13 protein-coding genes, 3 tRNA genes and 1 riboswitch are annotated in these 17,127 nt (G+C 30.8%); of the genes, 7 read left to right on the top strand and 9 right to left on the bottom strand.

All coding sequences use genetic code 11. The annotated features are described in order from the left end of the window. Nucleotides 1-39 precede the first annotated feature (39 nt). Nucleotides 40-1,668: a hypothetical protein gene (locus B4J88_RS10535; RefSeq protein WP_291067606.1), complete on the bottom strand. Its 1,629-nt coding sequence runs from the start codon at nucleotides 1,666-1,668 to the stop codon at nucleotides 40-42. 108 nt (nucleotides 1,669-1,776) lie between these two features. Between B4J88_RS10535 and B4J88_RS10530 the strand changes: the two genes are divergently transcribed. Next, entirely contained in the window at nucleotides 1,777-2,088 is a 312-nt protein-coding gene (locus tag B4J88_RS10530) for a DUF3817 domain-containing protein (RefSeq protein WP_219033722.1), read from the top strand. Between the two features lie 118 nt (nucleotides 2,089-2,206). Here the strand turns inward: B4J88_RS10530 and B4J88_RS10525 are convergent. From B4J88_RS10525 to B4J88_RS10515, 3 genes are all read right to left on the bottom strand, one after another. Further along, nucleotides 2,207-2,279, bottom strand: a tRNA-Gly gene (locus B4J88_RS10525). A gap of 26 nt (nucleotides 2,280-2,305) precedes the next feature. Continuing rightward, nucleotides 2,306-2,389 (bottom strand) — tRNA-Leu (locus tag B4J88_RS10520). A gap of 32 nt (nucleotides 2,390-2,421) precedes the next feature. Continuing rightward, a tRNA-Gly gene (locus B4J88_RS10515) sits at nucleotides 2,422-2,494 on the bottom strand. A gap of 143 nt (nucleotides 2,495-2,637) precedes the next feature. Here B4J88_RS10515 and B4J88_RS10510 point away from each other — a divergent pair. Together B4J88_RS10510 and B4J88_RS10505 are read left to right on the top strand one after the other, a co-directional pair. Then, entirely contained in the window at nucleotides 2,638-2,970 is a 333-nt protein-coding gene (locus B4J88_RS10510; protein WP_038333026.1) for a hypothetical protein, read from the top strand. Continuing rightward, complete coding sequence (locus B4J88_RS10505; protein ID WP_038333029.1) at nucleotides 2,967-3,683, top strand: DUF2071 domain-containing protein; 717 nt, start codon at nucleotides 2,967-2,969, stop codon at nucleotides 3,681-3,683. The genes B4J88_RS10510 and B4J88_RS10505 overlap by 4 nt, the downstream gene beginning before the upstream one ends. A gap of 1 nt (nucleotide 3,684) precedes the next feature. Here the strand turns inward: B4J88_RS10505 and cobC are convergent, their stop codons facing one another. The 4 genes from cobC to B4J88_RS10485 all read right to left on the bottom strand — a co-directional run bounded on the left by cobC (nucleotide 3,685) and on the right by B4J88_RS10485 (nucleotide 6,494). Further along, on the bottom strand, nucleotides 3,685-4,245 hold the full coding sequence (cobC, locus tag B4J88_RS10500; RefSeq protein WP_219033720.1) for an alpha-ribazole phosphatase: 561 nt from the start codon (nucleotides 4,243-4,245) through the stop codon (nucleotides 3,685-3,687). Next, entirely contained in the window at nucleotides 4,230-5,006 is a 777-nt protein-coding gene (locus tag B4J88_RS10495; RefSeq protein ID WP_125350481.1) for an adenosylcobinamide-GDP ribazoletransferase, read from the bottom strand. Before B4J88_RS10495 ends, cobC begins: the two co-directional genes overlap by 16 nt. Next, nucleotides 5,000-6,019, bottom strand: a complete 1,020-nt coding sequence (gene cobT / locus B4J88_RS10490) for a nicotinate-nucleotide--dimethylbenzimidazole phosphoribosyltransferase (RefSeq protein WP_291067601.1) — start codon at nucleotides 6,017-6,019, stop codon at nucleotides 5,000-5,002. The genes B4J88_RS10495 and cobT overlap by 7 nt, the downstream gene beginning before the upstream one ends. Nucleotides 6,020-6,118: 99 nt before the next feature. After that, a riboswitch (cobalamin riboswitch) is annotated at nucleotides 6,119-6,240 on the bottom strand. Nucleotides 6,241-6,248: 8 nt separating this feature from the next. Next, the gene (locus B4J88_RS10485) at nucleotides 6,249-6,494 is read right to left on the bottom strand and encodes a hypothetical protein (protein WP_291067599.1); all 246 of its coding nucleotides are present in this window, start codon (nucleotides 6,492-6,494) and stop codon (nucleotides 6,249-6,251) included. A gap of 544 nt (nucleotides 6,495-7,038) precedes the next feature. Between B4J88_RS10485 and B4J88_RS10480 the strand changes: the two genes are divergently transcribed. Genes B4J88_RS10480 through B4J88_RS10465 form a run of 4 tightly spaced genes read left to right on the top strand, consistent with a single transcriptional unit; the run spans nucleotide 7,039 to nucleotide 15,830 of the window. Beyond that, nucleotides 7,039-10,962 (top strand): response regulator, encoded by a 3,924-nt coding sequence (locus B4J88_RS10480; RefSeq protein ID WP_291067597.1) that lies wholly within the window; start codon nucleotides 7,039-7,041, stop codon nucleotides 10,960-10,962. Nucleotides 10,963-10,973: 11 nt separating this feature from the next. Next, nucleotides 10,974-11,330 carry a response regulator transcription factor gene (locus tag B4J88_RS10475; RefSeq protein WP_180905097.1) on the top strand — a complete coding sequence of 119 codons (357 nt, stop codon included), beginning with the start codon at nucleotides 10,974-10,976 and terminating at the stop codon, nucleotides 11,328-11,330. A gap of 4 nt (nucleotides 11,331-11,334) precedes the next feature. After that, nucleotides 11,335-12,399, top strand: coding sequence for a HEAT repeat domain-containing protein (locus B4J88_RS10470; protein WP_291067594.1), 1,065 nt, complete (start codon nucleotides 11,335-11,337; stop codon nucleotides 12,397-12,399). 2 nt (nucleotides 12,400-12,401) lie between these two features. Beyond that, the gene (locus tag B4J88_RS10465) at nucleotides 12,402-15,830 is read left to right on the top strand and encodes a sulfatase-like hydrolase/transferase (protein WP_291067592.1); all 3,429 of its coding nucleotides are present in this window, start codon (nucleotides 12,402-12,404) and stop codon (nucleotides 15,828-15,830) included. On the opposite strand, the gene B4J88_RS10460 is transcribed toward B4J88_RS10465, so the two are convergent. Further along, complete coding sequence (locus tag B4J88_RS10460) at nucleotides 15,827-17,074, bottom strand: YaiO family outer membrane beta-barrel protein (RefSeq protein WP_291067590.1); 1,248 nt, start codon at nucleotides 17,072-17,074, stop codon at nucleotides 15,827-15,829. The two genes, B4J88_RS10465 and B4J88_RS10460, sit on opposite strands and share 4 nt — an antisense overlap. Between the last annotated feature and the right edge of the window lie 53 nt (nucleotides 17,075-17,127).

Here is a 17,127-nt window from a genome sequence, read left to right as displayed (position 1 = left end):
AAATGTAGGTTACAGATAAATAAACTTTGTAATGTTTTTTTAAAACTGGCTTAATATCCCAAAGTGGATTTTAGATTCTTTAAAATCGAATGAAGTTTCGTCTGTTTTACCAACTGCATAACTCAAATTGAAAATTCCCATTTTCGTTAAAAAAGAAATTCCAGTTCCTAAACTTAATAAAGAAGTGTTCAGATTTGCGCGTTTGTTATCAATAAAACCATAATCGGCGAAAAGTCCAATATAAAAAGCTTCGCTTGGAACAAAACGATAATCTGCACTCAAAAATCCGTACATATTTGTTGTAATACTTTCTTCGTTAAAACCTCTAAAACTACCAAAACCACCAATTCTGTACAATTCGTTTTCGGAGAAATCATCGTCTTTCGTGAGCAAACCTCTAAATTCTGCACCAGCTTTTAAGAAATGTTTTTTGGACAATTCGAATAAACGAAATGTTTTTAGACCAACTTCAATTTGATTGACGGTTTTATTTTCCAAATCTTCTGTCCACGAAAAATTCTTTTCCTTTTTACGAATCGAATTTACCGCAACATTCAACATAGATTTTCCTTCCATCAAACGAAATGGATGTTTCAGGAAATAGTGATAACTCAAACCAAAACCAATTTTCGAATAATCGTCGTAGCTCGATTTTAGATAGGAATCATCTTCCAACAAAAAGTTAGACGATTGTATAATTCCGCTTACACCAATATTCGAGTTGAGGTTGAGTTGATAAAATAATCGCTCCGAAAAATCTAAATTCACAAAAACAGAATCTTGTTTGAAAAGCTTGAAATTCGTTTCCGAACCAATCGCAGATTTGAACAAATAAGGTACTTTAACACCAATATTCAACGACGTATTTTTATTTGCTGTTCCAATCCAATTTAACCTGATTTCTTCCAAACTATTGAACACGTTGTTCAACGAAAGTTGTACATTTCCGTTCAATCTAAAATCGCCGTTATCATCTGTTCCAAAACCTAAAACACCATCAAAATAATTTGAATTTACTTTGCGAGGATACAAATATAAAATCGTAGAATCAGGCTTAAATAAAGTTTGTGGTAATTGCGCTTCTGCAATATAATTGGTTTGTTGCATTAATGTCGAAATTGTTGCCCACTTCTGTTCATTGTATACTTCGCCAGTTTTTATATTGAGTCCATGACGCAAATAACCTTTGGATAATTTTTCGTAACCAACCAATTTTACACCATCTATTGTTCGCAGATTTCCTTTGTCTAAAACCAATTCAATTTTCTGTTCATTTTGTTCAAAACCATTTGGAACAAGTTTTATTTGCGCAAACGGATAACCTTGATTAGTGTTGGTTGTTGCTATTTTATTTAGAATAGAATCTAAATTATTTGTTGGGAAATAATTATTTTTATTTTCGAACAATTCATTGTTTTTCACCCAAATTGTTTGGTACAATTTTCCTTTATTTAGATAAACTTTTTCATTTTTTATCGAATCAATCGTCAAAGTATAATAACCTGTTTTTTGAAGCGAATCTAAAGATGAATCAAGATTTTTGCTTTCGAAATCTTTTGTATACGATTTTGTATCATCATTATATCGTAAAAAATGATATGTTTTTTCTTGTCCAAAAAGTAAAATAGTTTGGATAAAAAAGAAGAATATGTAGCCTAAAAATCGCATTGTTGCTTATAATAACGTGTAAAATAGATGTTAAGTATTTGTTTTACTGATATCTATTAGTGTTCATGTGGAAATTAAAAATTATTTTTGACTTCAAATTTAAGATGAATGTTGAAATTATTTAAAATTACTGGATATTTAGAAGCTATTTCTGCGATAGTTTTGTTTTTTATCGCAATGCCAATGAAATATATTTGGGAAGATCCGACATGGGTAACATACGCAGGACGCGTACACGGAGGATTGTTTATAGCTTATATTATATTGGTTTATTTATTGAAAGAAAAATACAATTGGTCTTGGAAAATTTTTATGATCTTTTTTATCGCAGCAGTTATTCCTGGAGGAACAATTTGGGCAGAAAAAAGATTAATCGAAGGCAAAAAATATAAACAAATGTTGGCTGAAGAAGCGAAATAAGACAACGATTAGATAAAAAAGTAAAACCTTAAACGTGATTGTTTGAGGTTTTTTTATGTTTTAGGAATCAAATTTTTCTAAATAAAAAAAGCCGAAGATTAATCTTCGGCTTTTACAGAGCGGGAAACGAGACTCGAACTCGCAACATTCAGCTTGGAAGGCTGACGCTCTACCAATTGAGCTATTCCCGCGTAAATTTTCAAATCAAATTAAAAAGTACCTCAGGCGGGACTTGAACCCGCACGTCCTAATGGACACAGGATTTTAAGTCCTGCGTGTCTACCAATTCCACCACCAAGGCAAAATTTGATTTTTGAATTTAATATTTCAAAGAGCGGGAAACGAGACTCGAACTCGCAACATTCAGCTTGGAAGGCTGACGCTCTACCAATTGAGCTATTCCCGCGTTGTGAGTGCAAATATAAGGTCATTAATATTACTTTTGCAAGTGTTTTTCGAATAAATTTTACAACTTTTTTCTAATAAATTAATTTTGAAATATTTGACTTGTTGATTTTTTTTGAGAAATTAGGGGGAAATATAATTTGAATGACATTTGATGAGTTATCTATACTAATTGAAAGAAATAATTTCAAGTCAAAAGTAGATTTTACAGTTGCAATTAAACTTTTTGATGCGGAAAATGATTGGCCTGTGGAATCAATTACAATAAATGATTTTATAAATAAAGTTGAAATGGAAATTGGAGACGATATTTTTTATCAAAATTTAGTTTCTAAGTTAGATTCATATAATTCTATAAATAACGCTTGGAAAGTAGAAAGCTTGATGTCAGTAAAAGATATTTTAGAGCTTGATATAACAAGAAATTTCAAATCAATTATTAATGAATTTATTGAAAATAATAAAATAGAGTTATGAAAATCCCCAAAATTCATGGTATTATAGAACGTAGAATGTTAATCAATTTTTGTGTAGAACTACACTATATTGAGAAGATTTTACCTCAACCTTTTCGCCCAAAATTGTACAAAGGAAAAGCAATTGCTGGAATCTGTTTGATTCGATTAAAAGATATAAAACCAAAAGGTTTACCTGATTTTGTAGGAGTGAATTCTGAAAATGCAGCGCATCGAATCGCGGTTGAATGGGAAGAAAATGGCGTGACAAAAGAAGGTGTATATATCCCGAGGAGAGATACTTCTCTAAAATTGAATACACTTGTTGGTGGTCGAGTTTTTCCTGGTAAACATTATTTTGCGAAGTTTAATGTTATAGAAGAAAACGATAATTATCATTTAGATTTCACGAGTTCTGACGATACACGAATTGAAATTGATGCTAAAAAATCTGTTGAATTTAATTCTAATTCGATTTTCGAAACGTTGGATGAAGTTTCAAAATTCTTCGAGAATGGTTCTGTCGGTTATTCTCCAAATGGAAATAATTTTGAAGGTCTAAAACTCGAAACCTATAATTGGGGAGTAGAACCTTTGGAAGTTTTACATGTGAAATCAAGTTTTTTTGAAGATGAAACAATCTTTCCAAAAGGTTCTGTTCAGTTTGATAACGCAATTTTGATGACCAATATCGAACATGAATGGAAGTCGTTAGAAAAGATAAAATGTTTGTAGTTTATTCTTTCCTTAAAATAAAATCTTCCTCATTTGTTTTTCCTAAATTAAACTGAAACATTTCACCATAATTTATAGGTATTTTGAATGCATTTTTGATTGGTATTTGCAACAAATAACACCACATCAAACGGATGATTCCACCATGTGCAACAATCAGCACTTTTTCGTGTTGAGTATTTCGTAACTCTTCCATAAAATCAAAAAGTCGCGTAGACATATCTTGCATTGATTCGCCGTTTGGTGTTTTAGTTTCGACAAAATCGGCGTACCAAGGTTCTATTTCTTCCGAAGGAATTTCGTTCCACGATTTCATTTCCCAATCTCCAAAATTGAATTCTTTTAATCGTTCATCAAAAATAATTTCATTCGAGAAAGTTTCTGCTAATCGTTGACAGCGACTCAGTGGACTTGAAAAAATTATCTCAAAGTCGTTTTCGATCTTAGTATGAATTTGTACTACTTCTTGATGAAAAGTATCAGCTAATTCCACATCAGTTTGTCCGTAACAAACCGATGAAGGAACATTAACTTTTGTATGTCGAATTACAGAAACTTGCATAGAATTAAAACGCCAAGATAAAACAAAACTTCGGTAACTTGTTGCACAGTTCCCAAGCAATCGCCTGTATATCCACCAATATATTTTTTGAAATACCAGCCCAAATAAACTTTTCCTATGTAACAAAGTGGTAATATCAACAAGAATTTCCATTCGCCAAAAACAATAAAAGGCACAAGACAGAAAAGAAAACTAATGATAAGATTTTTTATTGGAAGTGCTTTATTTGCCATCGGTTTTGATTTACTTTTGTCGATATCTGTCACATATTCGTGTGTATAAATCATCATTCCAGAAAAAAAGCGACTAACCGAATGTGCTGCAATCAAGCTGAAAATTATCAACCAAAAATTATTTTCTGCAATATGTTGAAGTGATGTGAATTTCAATAACAACAATAAGATAACACCAATTACACCATAAGCTCCAATTCGGCTATCTTTCATAATTGTCAAGATTTTTTCTTTGCCATAACCGCCTCCAAAACTATCGCAAACATCGGTGAAACCATCTTCATGAAAAGCTCCTGTCAGTAAAACGCTTGTAATCATTGTGATAATAATAGCAATATCAATAGGTAAAATAAATTGACAAATTGTATAAATCAATGCATTAAAAGCGCCAACCAATAAACCAATCGCTGCATAGTATTTTTGTGATTGATTCATGATTTCGTTGCTATATGGAATTTTGAACGGAATCGGAATTCGCGTAAAAAACATCAATGCGGTTAAAAAATAAGCGATTTCTTTTTTTAGCATTTCACTTCAGTTTCTTTGTTACTCACGCCTGCAGATTCGAAACTCGCCATATCATTGTAGAAATTTACCGCACTTTTGATAATTGGATAAGCCAACGCACACCCCGTTCCTTCACCAACTCGCAAATTGATGTTCAGAATTGGTTCTTCGTTGAAATAATTTAATAAATATTGATGTCCAGATTCATCACTTTGATGACAGAAAATTGTATTGTTTAAAATTTCTGGGTTTAATTTAGACGCAACCAAAATCGCAGACGAAGCAATATATCCATCAATCATCAACAACATATTATGTTCATAAGCAGATAACATTGCAGCTGTCATTTGAGCAACTTCAAAACCTCCAAAAGTGGCTAAAATTTCTTTTGGATCAGTAATTTTCCTATGTGTATTTTTAACCTGATTTAGAATATTGATTTTATTTTGTAATTGCTCATCATTCAAACCTGTTCCACGTCCTACACATTGTTCAAGCGGTAAATCGGTCAAATAATGTACAAGCATCGATGCAGAAGAGGTATTCCCAATTCCCATTTCGCCAAAACCAATAATATTTGTTCCATTTTGAGCGATTTCGTTCACAATTGTCTTCGAATAATCAAAACATTGTTCCAATTGATCCAAGGTCATGGCAGATTCGCGCAAGAAATTTTTGGTTGATTTGGCTACTTTACAATTTTTCAAAACCGAATAATCCTCGAAATCATAATTTACACCAGCATCAACAATGGTTAAATAAATCTCATTTTGATTACAAAAAACATTAATTGCTGCCCCATTATTTAGGAAATTAAAAACCATTTGGGGTGTAACTTCCGCAGGATAAGCGCTAACACCAGATTGAGCAATTCCGTGATCGCTTGCGAAAACAATCAGATGTGGATTGATTAATTCTAAATGTTTTTTTTGTTGAACCAAACCAATTTTAAGTGCAATTTTTTCTAATAAACCTAAGGCTCCAAGCGGTTTTGTTTTAAGATCAATAATGTGTTGAATTTCTTCTTTTTGCATTTTATACTAAACTAAATTTTAATAAAAAATGCTTTCGAAATCAAGTGCAATCAATTAACAAATAATAAAATACATGCAGTTTTGATTGAGCTTCAATCGCGAAAGCATCATCTAAAAAGTGGTCTGGCTTATAGTTTTTCTCTACTTACAGTTGCGCGACAGCTCGAGATTTGCACTCGATTCCCTTTTGTGTTAGTAAGGTAATAAAATAATCATAAAAGCAAAAAAACTATTTTTTAATAGCCATTATTCCTTGTATTGTTGGTTCTATTGAAATATCTCCCATAATAATTTCTTCCGCTACGAAATCTGCTCCATTCAATTTTAGTTTTTTTGGTAGATTTTTGCTTGTATAATTTTTATTAATTTCTATGTTTTTTTCGATTGAAGCTAGTCGAATATCAATTGGCAAACCTTTTAGAACATGGGATTTTATGGTGTATTCTTTACAAATTTTTACAGTTCGTTCTATCAATTCACCATTAATTAATAATTGTAAATTGGAAAACTTTGAATTCTTGTGTTCGAACTTTAAGTAACAATTATTTTAAATTCAATCGATTCATTTTCTATAGAATTATAGATCGGTAATGGATAGATATAGCAAGCTGTATTAGGTTTTTGATCTTTTTTTTAAAGTACTAATTAATTCAAAATCAGAAAAAATCATGACATTATAAATCGTTTTCTTAAAAAGATTTAGACCTAATTGACTTGGATGAAAAATACCACAATGAACGTTGCTTTTCTGAAATTCATTCTAAATTTCGTCATTTGTGAGGTTAGAAAAGTCAGTAATTTTATGTTGACATTTCGCACAAAAATTATCATCTCGTAATTTTTCTTTGCATGGAGTTGGAATTGTGATTTTCATATTTTTTAAAGTTTAGATTTATAATAGAGATAATTTTATGAATAAAAAGGTTGGTTTAATTTTTAGAAATAATTGATTTCGAATATTTGGATTTATGTACTATCTTTAACCACCTCTACTTTCCTTTAAAATAACTATTATTTAAATGGAAAATTATCCCATCCCAACGAACGAAAAGCAAAGATTGCAAGCGGTTTACGATTATAATTTACAAGCGCATGATAAAGACGAAGAATTAGAAGTTTTTGTAAATGCTGCGAGTTTGATTTGTAATGCGCCAATTGCGTTAATTTCTGTTTTTGATGAAAACTATCAAGTGATTAAAGCAAATTGTGGAATCGAGGTAGATATTGTTCCGCGTCAACAAACGATATGTCAGTTTTCTTTGGTAGAAAATGAAATTTTGGTGATTGATGATGTGACGAAATTTGAACCTGCAAAAAATATTGCTGGCGTAAAAGCCGCAAATATTCAGTTCTATGCTGGTGTTCCGTTGATTGATGACAATGGATATGCGTTGGGAACCCTGTGCGTAAACGATCATCATCCAAGAACGTTGGACGAAAAACAACGTAATTTATTGATTCAACTAGGGAAAAATATCACCAAATTATTGGTTAGTAAAAAGCGAAAAAAAGACGCCTCTTACTTTCAAAATATCTATAAAATATCTAATAATCTTATTGGAGTTGCAGATATTAATGGTGTTCTAAAATCTATAAATCCTTCTTTTAAAGAGGTTTTAGGAATAAAAGATGAAAAGACAATTATTGCAGAAAACTTTTTAGACTTTGTTTCGGAAAAGGATAAGAAAAAAGTTCAAATGTTTTTGGCTGATTTGAAAACTAATTCAGGTTCTATTGACTTCAAATGTTTGATGTGTTCAATAGAAACGAAAGAAGAAAAAATGGTTGAATGGTATACTAAATTAAACACTTCGTATGATAACGAGATTTTCTTATTTGGACGAGATATTACACTTGAAAACTCTAAAAAGGAGGAACTAGAAAACAGTGAACGTAAGCTTAGAAATTTTTTCAATTCTTCGCTTGGTTTAATGACGATTCACGATTTGGATGGTAATATTTTATCCATTAACAAAAAAGGTTTAGAATTGATAGGTTATACTGAAGAAGAATCGAAAGATTTGGATCTTAAAAAATTAATCCCAAAATCTAATCAAAAAGAATATCAAATCTATATAGAGACGATTTTAAGTAAAAAGCAAGATTCTGGTTTAATGAGCTTGATTAAGAAAGATGGTTCGTTAACATATTGGTTATACAATAATATTTTGGACAAAGATAACGAAGGAAATCCTGTTGTAATGAGTACTGCAGTTGATATGACACAAAGGACTTTGTTGGAAAGAGATCTTAATCGTGTTCGTCAGTTACTAGATCATACGTACGAAGTTGCCAATGTTGGAGGTTGGAAATACGATTTAGTTAAGCAAGAATTAATTTGGACTGATATAACGAAAAAAATCCATGAAGTTGAACTAGATTATGAACCAAATGTAGAAACTTCACTCAATTTTTATGAAGCAAAAAGTAGTTATCCAAAAATAAAGAAAGCTTTTAGAGATGCGGTAGAAAAAGGAATCGGATATGATATGGAGTTGCAAATAGTTACCCAAAAAGGAAAAACAATTTGGGTAAGAAGTAAAGGAATTCCAGAGTTCGTAAATGGAAAATGTGTTAGCGTTTTTGGAACTTTTCAGGATATTGATGAGAGAAAACGTTATACGTTAGAGTTGGCTCGACAAAAAGCTATTTTCGAAACATTTATTAATCATGTACCTGCATCTGTTGCAATGTTTGATAAGGATATGAATTATCTAACTTTGAGTAATCAATGGTGTGATGAATTTGTAGTAAAAAAGAAAAATGTGATCGGAAAATCTCATTATGAAATGTACAATGTTCCAGCAGAAAGAAAAGCGATTTATGACGCTTGTTTGCAAGGTGAAAGTTATTCGGATGAAGATATGATTTATCGCACACCAAAATATGATACGGATCAACACTATTCCTGGGCGATTCATCCGTGGTATATCAACAAAAAACAGATTGGTGGTCTGATTATGTTTTCGCAAAATATAACAGAATCTGTCAAGAAAAATAAAGAACTTAAAAAAGCCAAAAAGAATGCTGAACTCGCTAGTAAGGCAAAGTCTGAATTTTTAGCCAATATGAGTCACGAGATTCGAACACCTTTAAATGGTGTGATTGGTTTCTCTGATTTATTGTTGAAAACGCCGCTTAATCCAACTCAAAAACAATATTTGAATTTTATTAATGATTCTGCAAATTCATTGTTGTCAATAATAAATGATATTTTAGATTTCTCTAAAATTGAATCGGGTCGAATGGATGTTTCGATAGAAAAAAATAATTTGTTCGAGTTAGGAAATCAAGTAATCAATGTGATTCTTTATCAAGCCGAAAACAAAAAAATTGAATTGTTGTTGAATATAGATAATAATTTACCTCAATTTATTTGGATTGATGAAGCTCGATTGAAACAAGTGCTAATTAATCTACTTGGAAACGCTGTGAAATTTACGGATAGTGGAGAAATAGAACTAAAAATTAGTCAAGTTGAACCAATTGTGAAAGGAGAAAAAGCAAAACTGAGATTCTCTGTTCGTGATACAGGAATTGGGATAAAACCAGAAAAACAAGCCAAGATTTTTGATGCATTTACACAAGAGGATAGTACTGTTAGCAAACGTTTCGGAGGAACAGGTTTAGGTTTAACAATTTCGAATAAATTATTAAATTATTTCGGAAGTCATCTAGAATTGCAAAGCGAAATAGATAAAGGTTCTACATTTTTCTTTGATTTAGAAGTTGATTACGAATATAATATTGAGCAACAATTTGATCATTTGGACGAAATAAATCATGTGTTGATTGTAGATGATAATCAAAGTAATCAAATGATTTTGCAACATATGTTGAAGTTCAAAAATATAACATCTGATATTGCGAACAATGGAATGGAAGCGCTTCAGAAAGTTTTGAATGGCGATGTTTACGATGTTATTTTGATGGATTATCACATGCCAGTTTTGAATGGTTTAGAAACAATTCAGAAAATAAAAGAGTATTTTATAACAAAGAACACAAAAACTCCTTTAGTATTATTGCATAGTTCTTCTGAGGATGAATATCTAATTCAGAAAGCAAAAGAATTGGGAATAACTTCGCGTTTATTGAAACCAATTAAGTCTGAAGAATTGTTTGATACGCTGCGTAAAACGATTATTGATTCGAAAGAAATTCAAACCATAGAAATTGAAAATCAAGAAGAAATTTCGCAAGATTTTTCGAAACAATTTCACATTTTAATTGCTGATGATAATTTAGTAAATATGGCTTTAAATCAGCAGATTATTAAAAATATTGCGCCAAATTCTATTTTATATACAGCTGCAAATGGTGTGGAAGCAGTGTCGATTTGTCAAGAAAATAGGGTGGATTTAATCTTGATGGATATTCAAATGCCAGAAATGAATGGTATTGAAGCAACTAAGGTTATTCGTTTATTAAACAATTTTCAAGAAACTCCGATTATTGCAGTGACAGCGGGAAATGTAAAAGGCGAAAAAGAAAAATGTCTTGATGCTGGATTGAATGATTTCTTAGCAAAACCAATTCGAGAAAAAGATATTTTTGATGTACTAGAAAAATGGTTAGACTTTTCTCAATATGAAAAGATTGAAACCAATGATTTTGGAAATCACCTTGATCTTTCGATGATAAATAATTATACGAAAGAAGACGAATCGTTTAGAAAAACATTTATAGATATAATTATTAATGAGTTAGAAAAATCTATACTAGAATTTGAAACTTATTCCAACAAACAAAATTTAGAAGAATTAAATCAATTAGGTCATAAAGTAAAAGGAACAGCAAAAACGGCTGGACTAACAATTTTGGCTGATTTAACCGAACAAATAGAAAAATCAACTTCAATCAATTACCTACAAGAAAACCAGCTGATTATTAAAGTAAAAACCGAAATAGAATTAGTTATTAACTATTTAAAAAATATTTAAAAACCAATATTATGCAGATTTTAATTGCCGAAGACGATGAATTGATTTTAAAAACAATTGAGCACAAACTGAAAAAAGAAGGTTACAAAGTTGTTTTAACACGAAATGGAAAAGAAGCAATCAGTAAGATTGAGACTGAAGATATTGATTTGATTATTACCGATATTATGATGCCTTTTGCGTCTGGTTTGGAGATTATTAGTGCTGTTAGAAAAAGTAAGAATTCCGAAACACCAATGATTATTTTGTCTTCTTTAGGGCAAGAAGATGTGGTGGTGGAAGCATTTAATTTGGGTGCAAATGATTTTATGGTGAAACCATTTAGCCCTATTGAATTGTCTGTTCGCGTGAAGAAATTACTAAAATAAAAGCATGATTATCCTACAAATTATAACCTATACCGAGTTAATCGTAGGAATCTACGTTCTACTTATTTTACTTTTTTTGACAATTATTTATACGTTATTGACAAGTATAATTGAATATAAAACCATTACAAAGAAAAATAAGTGGAATGCTATTATTGATCAAGAAATTTATGAAACAATTTTGGATGAGCAATCCAATTCGAATACTGATTTTACGGATTATTTGAAATCAAGTTCATTCAAACATTATTTTATCAAAAAATTATTAAAAGCGGAACAAAATTTTTCTGGAAATTCAAAAGAAAGTATTCAAAATTTATTTGACCATTATGAATTAAAAAAAATATCCTTACAGAAATTAAATAGTCAAAAAAATCATGAAATTGCAGAAGCAATACAGGAAGTTACGACGATGAATCATGTTGAAACTTTACCGAAAATCAAAAGTATGTTACAACATAAAAATGATTTAGTTCGATCTGAAGCGCAATATGGTTTAGCAAAATTTTCGGGTTTCGAAGGATTATTTTTTTTGGACAATTTACAGGAGCAATTGACGGATTGGCAGCAATTGAAGTTGTTGGATGCAATTACAATTTTACCGAATAATGATGAGGTTGATATCATAATTTCGAGTTGGTTAAAATCACCTAATCAAAGTGTAAAAATTCTTGCTATGAAATTAATTCGCAAGTTTCAATTGTTGCAAATGCACGATTTGGTCGCAGATAATTTGCATGTTTCTGATGAAAAAGTTGTGGAAGAAACGATTAAAACATTAGTCAGAATCGAAGATGATTCAACTTCAAAGCTATTGATTGAACAATATCAAACGTGTAACGAAAAGTTTCAAATTCAAATTTTAAAAGCCTTAGATAAAATTTCTAATCCAGAAAACAACACATTTTTAGAAACTCAAGCAAAGGAAAATCCTTCATTTTCTGTCAAAAAAGCAAGTGTAAAAGCGTTAAATAATTGTTGTTCAAAAACCGATTTACAAAAACTTGCACATCAATCAAACTCTCCTGAATTAAAACAAATTATTAATCAAATTATCCAAGAAAACTAATCATGAATTGGATAGAAACGGCTTTCGATTTTTTTATTTACGGCTTTCTTTTTTATTCAATCCTATTAATTTTAGTCTATGGATGGATAGGTTTTTATGCGAAAGGAGCGATAAAATCTTATATACGAAAAAACAGTTTTACAGATTATTCGCTTATTGCAACATCGCCCAATGCGCCAACTTTTAGCCTTATTGCGCCCGCTTATAATGAAGGTGCAACGATTGTGGAGAACGTGCGTTCTTTGTTGTCGTTGTATTACAATCAACTCGAAATTATTATTGTAAATGATGGTTCCAAAGATGATTCGTTGCAACGATTAATTGAAGCGTATGATTTGATTAAAATTGATTATTTCGTTGAAGGAAATATCGAAACGAAACCAATTAATGCAATTTATAAAAGTACAAATCCTGTTTTCAAGAAATTAATTATTGTTGACAAAGTAAATGGAGGAAAATCGGATGCGCTAAATGTCGGAATTAATATTGCAACAAACGATTATATTGTTTGTATTGATGTCGATTGTATTTTAGAACAAGATGCGATTCTGAAGCTAGCAAAACCGTTTATGGATGAAGCAAAAGCAAAAGTAATTGCATGTGGAGGAGTTATTCGTTTGGCGAATAATTGTAGCATTGTTGACGGAAAAATTGTCGATGTTAATTTGCCAAAAACTCGTTTAGGAAGAGCGCAAGCGTTAGAATACATTCGAGCATTTCTTTTGGGAAGAATGGCGTGGTCGCGCGCCAATGGTTTGATGCTGATTTCGGGTGCTTTTGGTGCTTTTGATCGTGAAATTGTGCTTCAATGTGGCGGTTACGATCACGATACAGTTGGTGAAGATATGGAGCTTGTTGTGCGAATGCGACGTTATATGCATGAACAAAAATTGGCCTATAAAGTGGTGAATATTCCCGATCCGCTTTGTTGGACAGAAGTGCCAGAAAGTAAAGAAATTTTAACCAAACAACGCAATCGTTGGATGCGTGGAACGATAGAAACATTGTGGAAACATCGTATTTTATTTTTCAATCCGAAATATGGAAAACTTGGAATGATGAGTTATCCGTATTGGTTTTTCTTCGAATTTTTAGGGCCGATTATCGAATACATTGGTTGGATAATTTTCGTAGTTTTATTCTTTTTAGGATTAATTAATTGGCATATTTTCTTTCCTTTAATGGCTTTTGTGTTGCTTTACGGAATTTTATATTCGATTTATGCCATTCTGATTGATTTGATGACGTACAATGTTTATCACAAAAAAGGCGATATTCCGAAATTATTTTTTACGGCGTTTATAGAGCCGTTTACATTTCATCCATTTGTTGTGATGGCTGGCGTGAAAGGGGTGAAGGATTTCTTTTTGAAAAATAATTCATGGGGAGAAATGACGCGACAAGGTTTTGGAGGAAATCAAGCGAAAGAATTATCTATTTGGCAAAAACTGAAACTTGGATTTGTAAATTTGGCTCAGCAAACTACGTTTATTTCGTTGGTTTATTTGTTACTTTTTGGATTGTCAACAATTCTTGAATTTTATCTTTATCAAGAAAATCTTACAACAACTTCTAATCAAACTTTATTTTTTGACTTATTCATACATAATATCGATTTTGCTTTAGATAGTATTTTTGTGGTAAGTTTTGCATATTTTTTACTGCAATTTTATTCGATAAGTTGGGCGAAAAAATGGATCATTTTTGCGTATTCTTTTTTAATCATTTCAAATGTTTTATTGATTAAATATTTTCAAACAACGCTCAATTTATTAGGTTCAGATTTGTTTTCTTATACGTTCGAAGAATTGAAATTAATTATTGGAGCATCAGGTGTTGTAAATGTTACAAACATTCTTTTATCAATCGCTGCAATTGCTATTTTAACAACGATATTTATTTACAGTTATAGATTAAAAATCAATCAAAAAGTTCTTCAATTTCCATTAGTAATTTTGAGTTTTTTATCGCTTATTATTCCAATTAATTTGTATTTAAAAAGTACTCAAAATGATGAGTTTTCATCTAATCTAATTTTGAGTAAGTCGTCTTATTTTTTTTCAAATTCGATTGAACAATATGCAGAAGATAAACTTTCAGAAATTGATTTTTTAAACTCAAATTCGAGTTCAAATAATGAAGATAATCGACATTATTTTGATAAAACTAATTATCCATTTTTGTATCAAGATGAGAACAAAAATTTCTTCGCGGATCAATTTAATCTAACAACAGAAAAACCGAATGTTGTTTTTATTGTGATTGAAGGTTTGGGACGAGCTTTTAGTAACGAAGGTGCATATTTAGGTTCTTTTACACCATATATCGATCAGCTTTCGAAAAAGAGTTTGTATTGGGAAAATGGATTAAGCACGACTGGAAGAACATATGGAGTTTTACCTGGATTGACGGGGTCTTTGCCATTTGCTGAAAATGGTTTTATGGAACAAAAAAACTTACCTCAACATTTCAATTTGTATAATTTGTTAAAAAGTAATGGTTATAAAACTGGTTATTTTTACGGTGGTGATGCTGATTTTGATTTTATGTCAAAATATTTGAATTATTCGGGTGTTGAAACAATTATTGATGAAAATGATTACGAAAATAATTATGCTAAAATTCCATCAAATAATGGATTTTCTTGGGGGTTTGACGATCATTCAGTGTTCAAAAAATATTTAGCAACGCAGAAAGAAAATAATCAACCGTATTTTAATGTTTTGATGACGTTAGCGACGCATAGTCCTTTCTTAATAAACAATGTTGAGAAATATAATAAACAGTTTGAAACTTTGATTAAATCCCGAAATTATGATGCGATAACTTTGACGACAGTAAAAAAATATAAACAACAATTGGTTACTTTTTTGAGTGTTGATGAAGCTGTAAAAAACTTTTTCGAAGCTTATCAAAAACGTTCAGATTTTAATCAAACTATTTTTGTGATTACTGGAGATCATCGAATGCCTGAAGTTCCGATGGAAACAAAGATTGATCGTTTTCATGTTCCGATTATTGTCTATTCTTCTTTGTTAAAGTCACCGAAAAAGATGTCAAATATTGCGACGCATTTTGATGTTGCACCAACTTTTGTGACATATTTTAGAGATTCGTATAAATTGAAATTACCGAATTATGTGACTTGGATGGGGCAGAATTTAGAAAACGGTAAAGCAAATTATAGAAAACAAGGCGTTCCGTTGATGCAGAATAAAAATATTTTGGATGATTATGTTTTCCAGAATTATCATTTGTCAGGAGGGAAATTATATCGAATCGAAAAGAATTTAACAGAAGATTTTGAACAAAATTCGAAAATGGAAATAGAGTTGAAAAATCGATTGAAAAGTTTTAAAACAAAAAACCATTATTTGAAAAATACTCAAAAAATGGTTCCTGATTCTATATTTAATCGTTATATCAATTAGAATTTTCGGCTGTACGAGACACTTACATCAAATTGATTTCCCTTTTGATTTGGACGATATTCTTGATTGTAATAATTAGCACCAATTGAAATTAAATTTAAATCATTGATTGAAAAATTATAATCTGCTCCAATTTTGAAGGACTTCAATTTGTAAGTTGTGTCCTCTAAAAGATTATTGTTAAAATCTTCTGGCGAAATACCTGTACCAATTGCTAAGCTTAAATAATTGTTTGCATCGCCCGTATAATAACGCGTTGTGAATGTATACGAATGCGAAATGTTGTTGTTACTTGGTGTCACAAATGCACGTAAATTGAACCAATAATTTTTATAATATTTTCCAATTGATCCTGTAAACATCCAAACATCATCCGAAAAATGAAGTTGACGATAACCTAACTCGGCTTCAAAACTTTTAGGTAAATTAGCGTAAAGAGAAGCTCCTGTGCGATATTTAGGGAAAATTCCATCACTTTCGGAATATCCACCACCAACGTACATGTAAAATGTATTAGAAAGTCTTGGATAAGCTTCTATTTCATATTGAACACCGTTATCTTTAAATTTGTTTGCGTAATTCACTTTAAAAATCAATGAACCAAGCGAAGTTTGTCTTTTATAACTTACCGAAACTTGATGCCAATCATCTGCAAATTGTTTGTCAAAATGCGAGTAATTGTAATTAACACCAATTGCGTTTTTAGTATTATTGATTTCGATTCGATTTGCTAATTCGCGTGCTTCTGTATTTTTAGGGTTAATTGCTAATAATTCTTTGATTGTTTTTGAAGCTTCTTTATAAGAATTGTTCCAATTAAGAACTTTTGCTTTCAATAACAATAATTCTTCATTTTTAGGATATTTAATTAATCCACGATCAATAATAGAAACGGCTTCTGTATAATTATCATTCCAATATTCAAGTGATGTGTAGGCTAAATAGAAATCGGTAGAGGGATCCATGTTTTTTTCAACATTCTGAAAAACTTTTCTCGCTTCTTCGGTTTCATCATTCCACGTATATATTCGTCCCAAAAAAACAGCGATATCTGTGTATTCTGGCGACTGATCCAACGCTTGTAATGCAAGTTTCTTGGCAGTTGTATAATCTTTTTCTTCGAAAGCTTTGTGACGCGCTTCTTGAAATAAATCATCCGAACTTTTCGATTCTTGGCTATACGAAAATAAAGGTAAAAAGGTAAGAGTAAAGAGTGTTTTTCTTAGAAATGATTTTTGAATCATATGGTAAAACGAGTTTTTTTATGAGTATAAAGATATAATTATTTAGAGCATAA

Origin of the sequence: Empedobacter sp. UBA5036, assembly GCF_002415215.1 — a bacterium.
Classification (GTDB): Bacteria; Bacteroidota; Bacteroidia; order Flavobacteriales; family Weeksellaceae; genus Empedobacter; species Empedobacter falsenii_B.
Note: the sequence above shows the minus strand (reverse complement) of the source record. Positions and strands in the feature narration are given on the sequence as shown.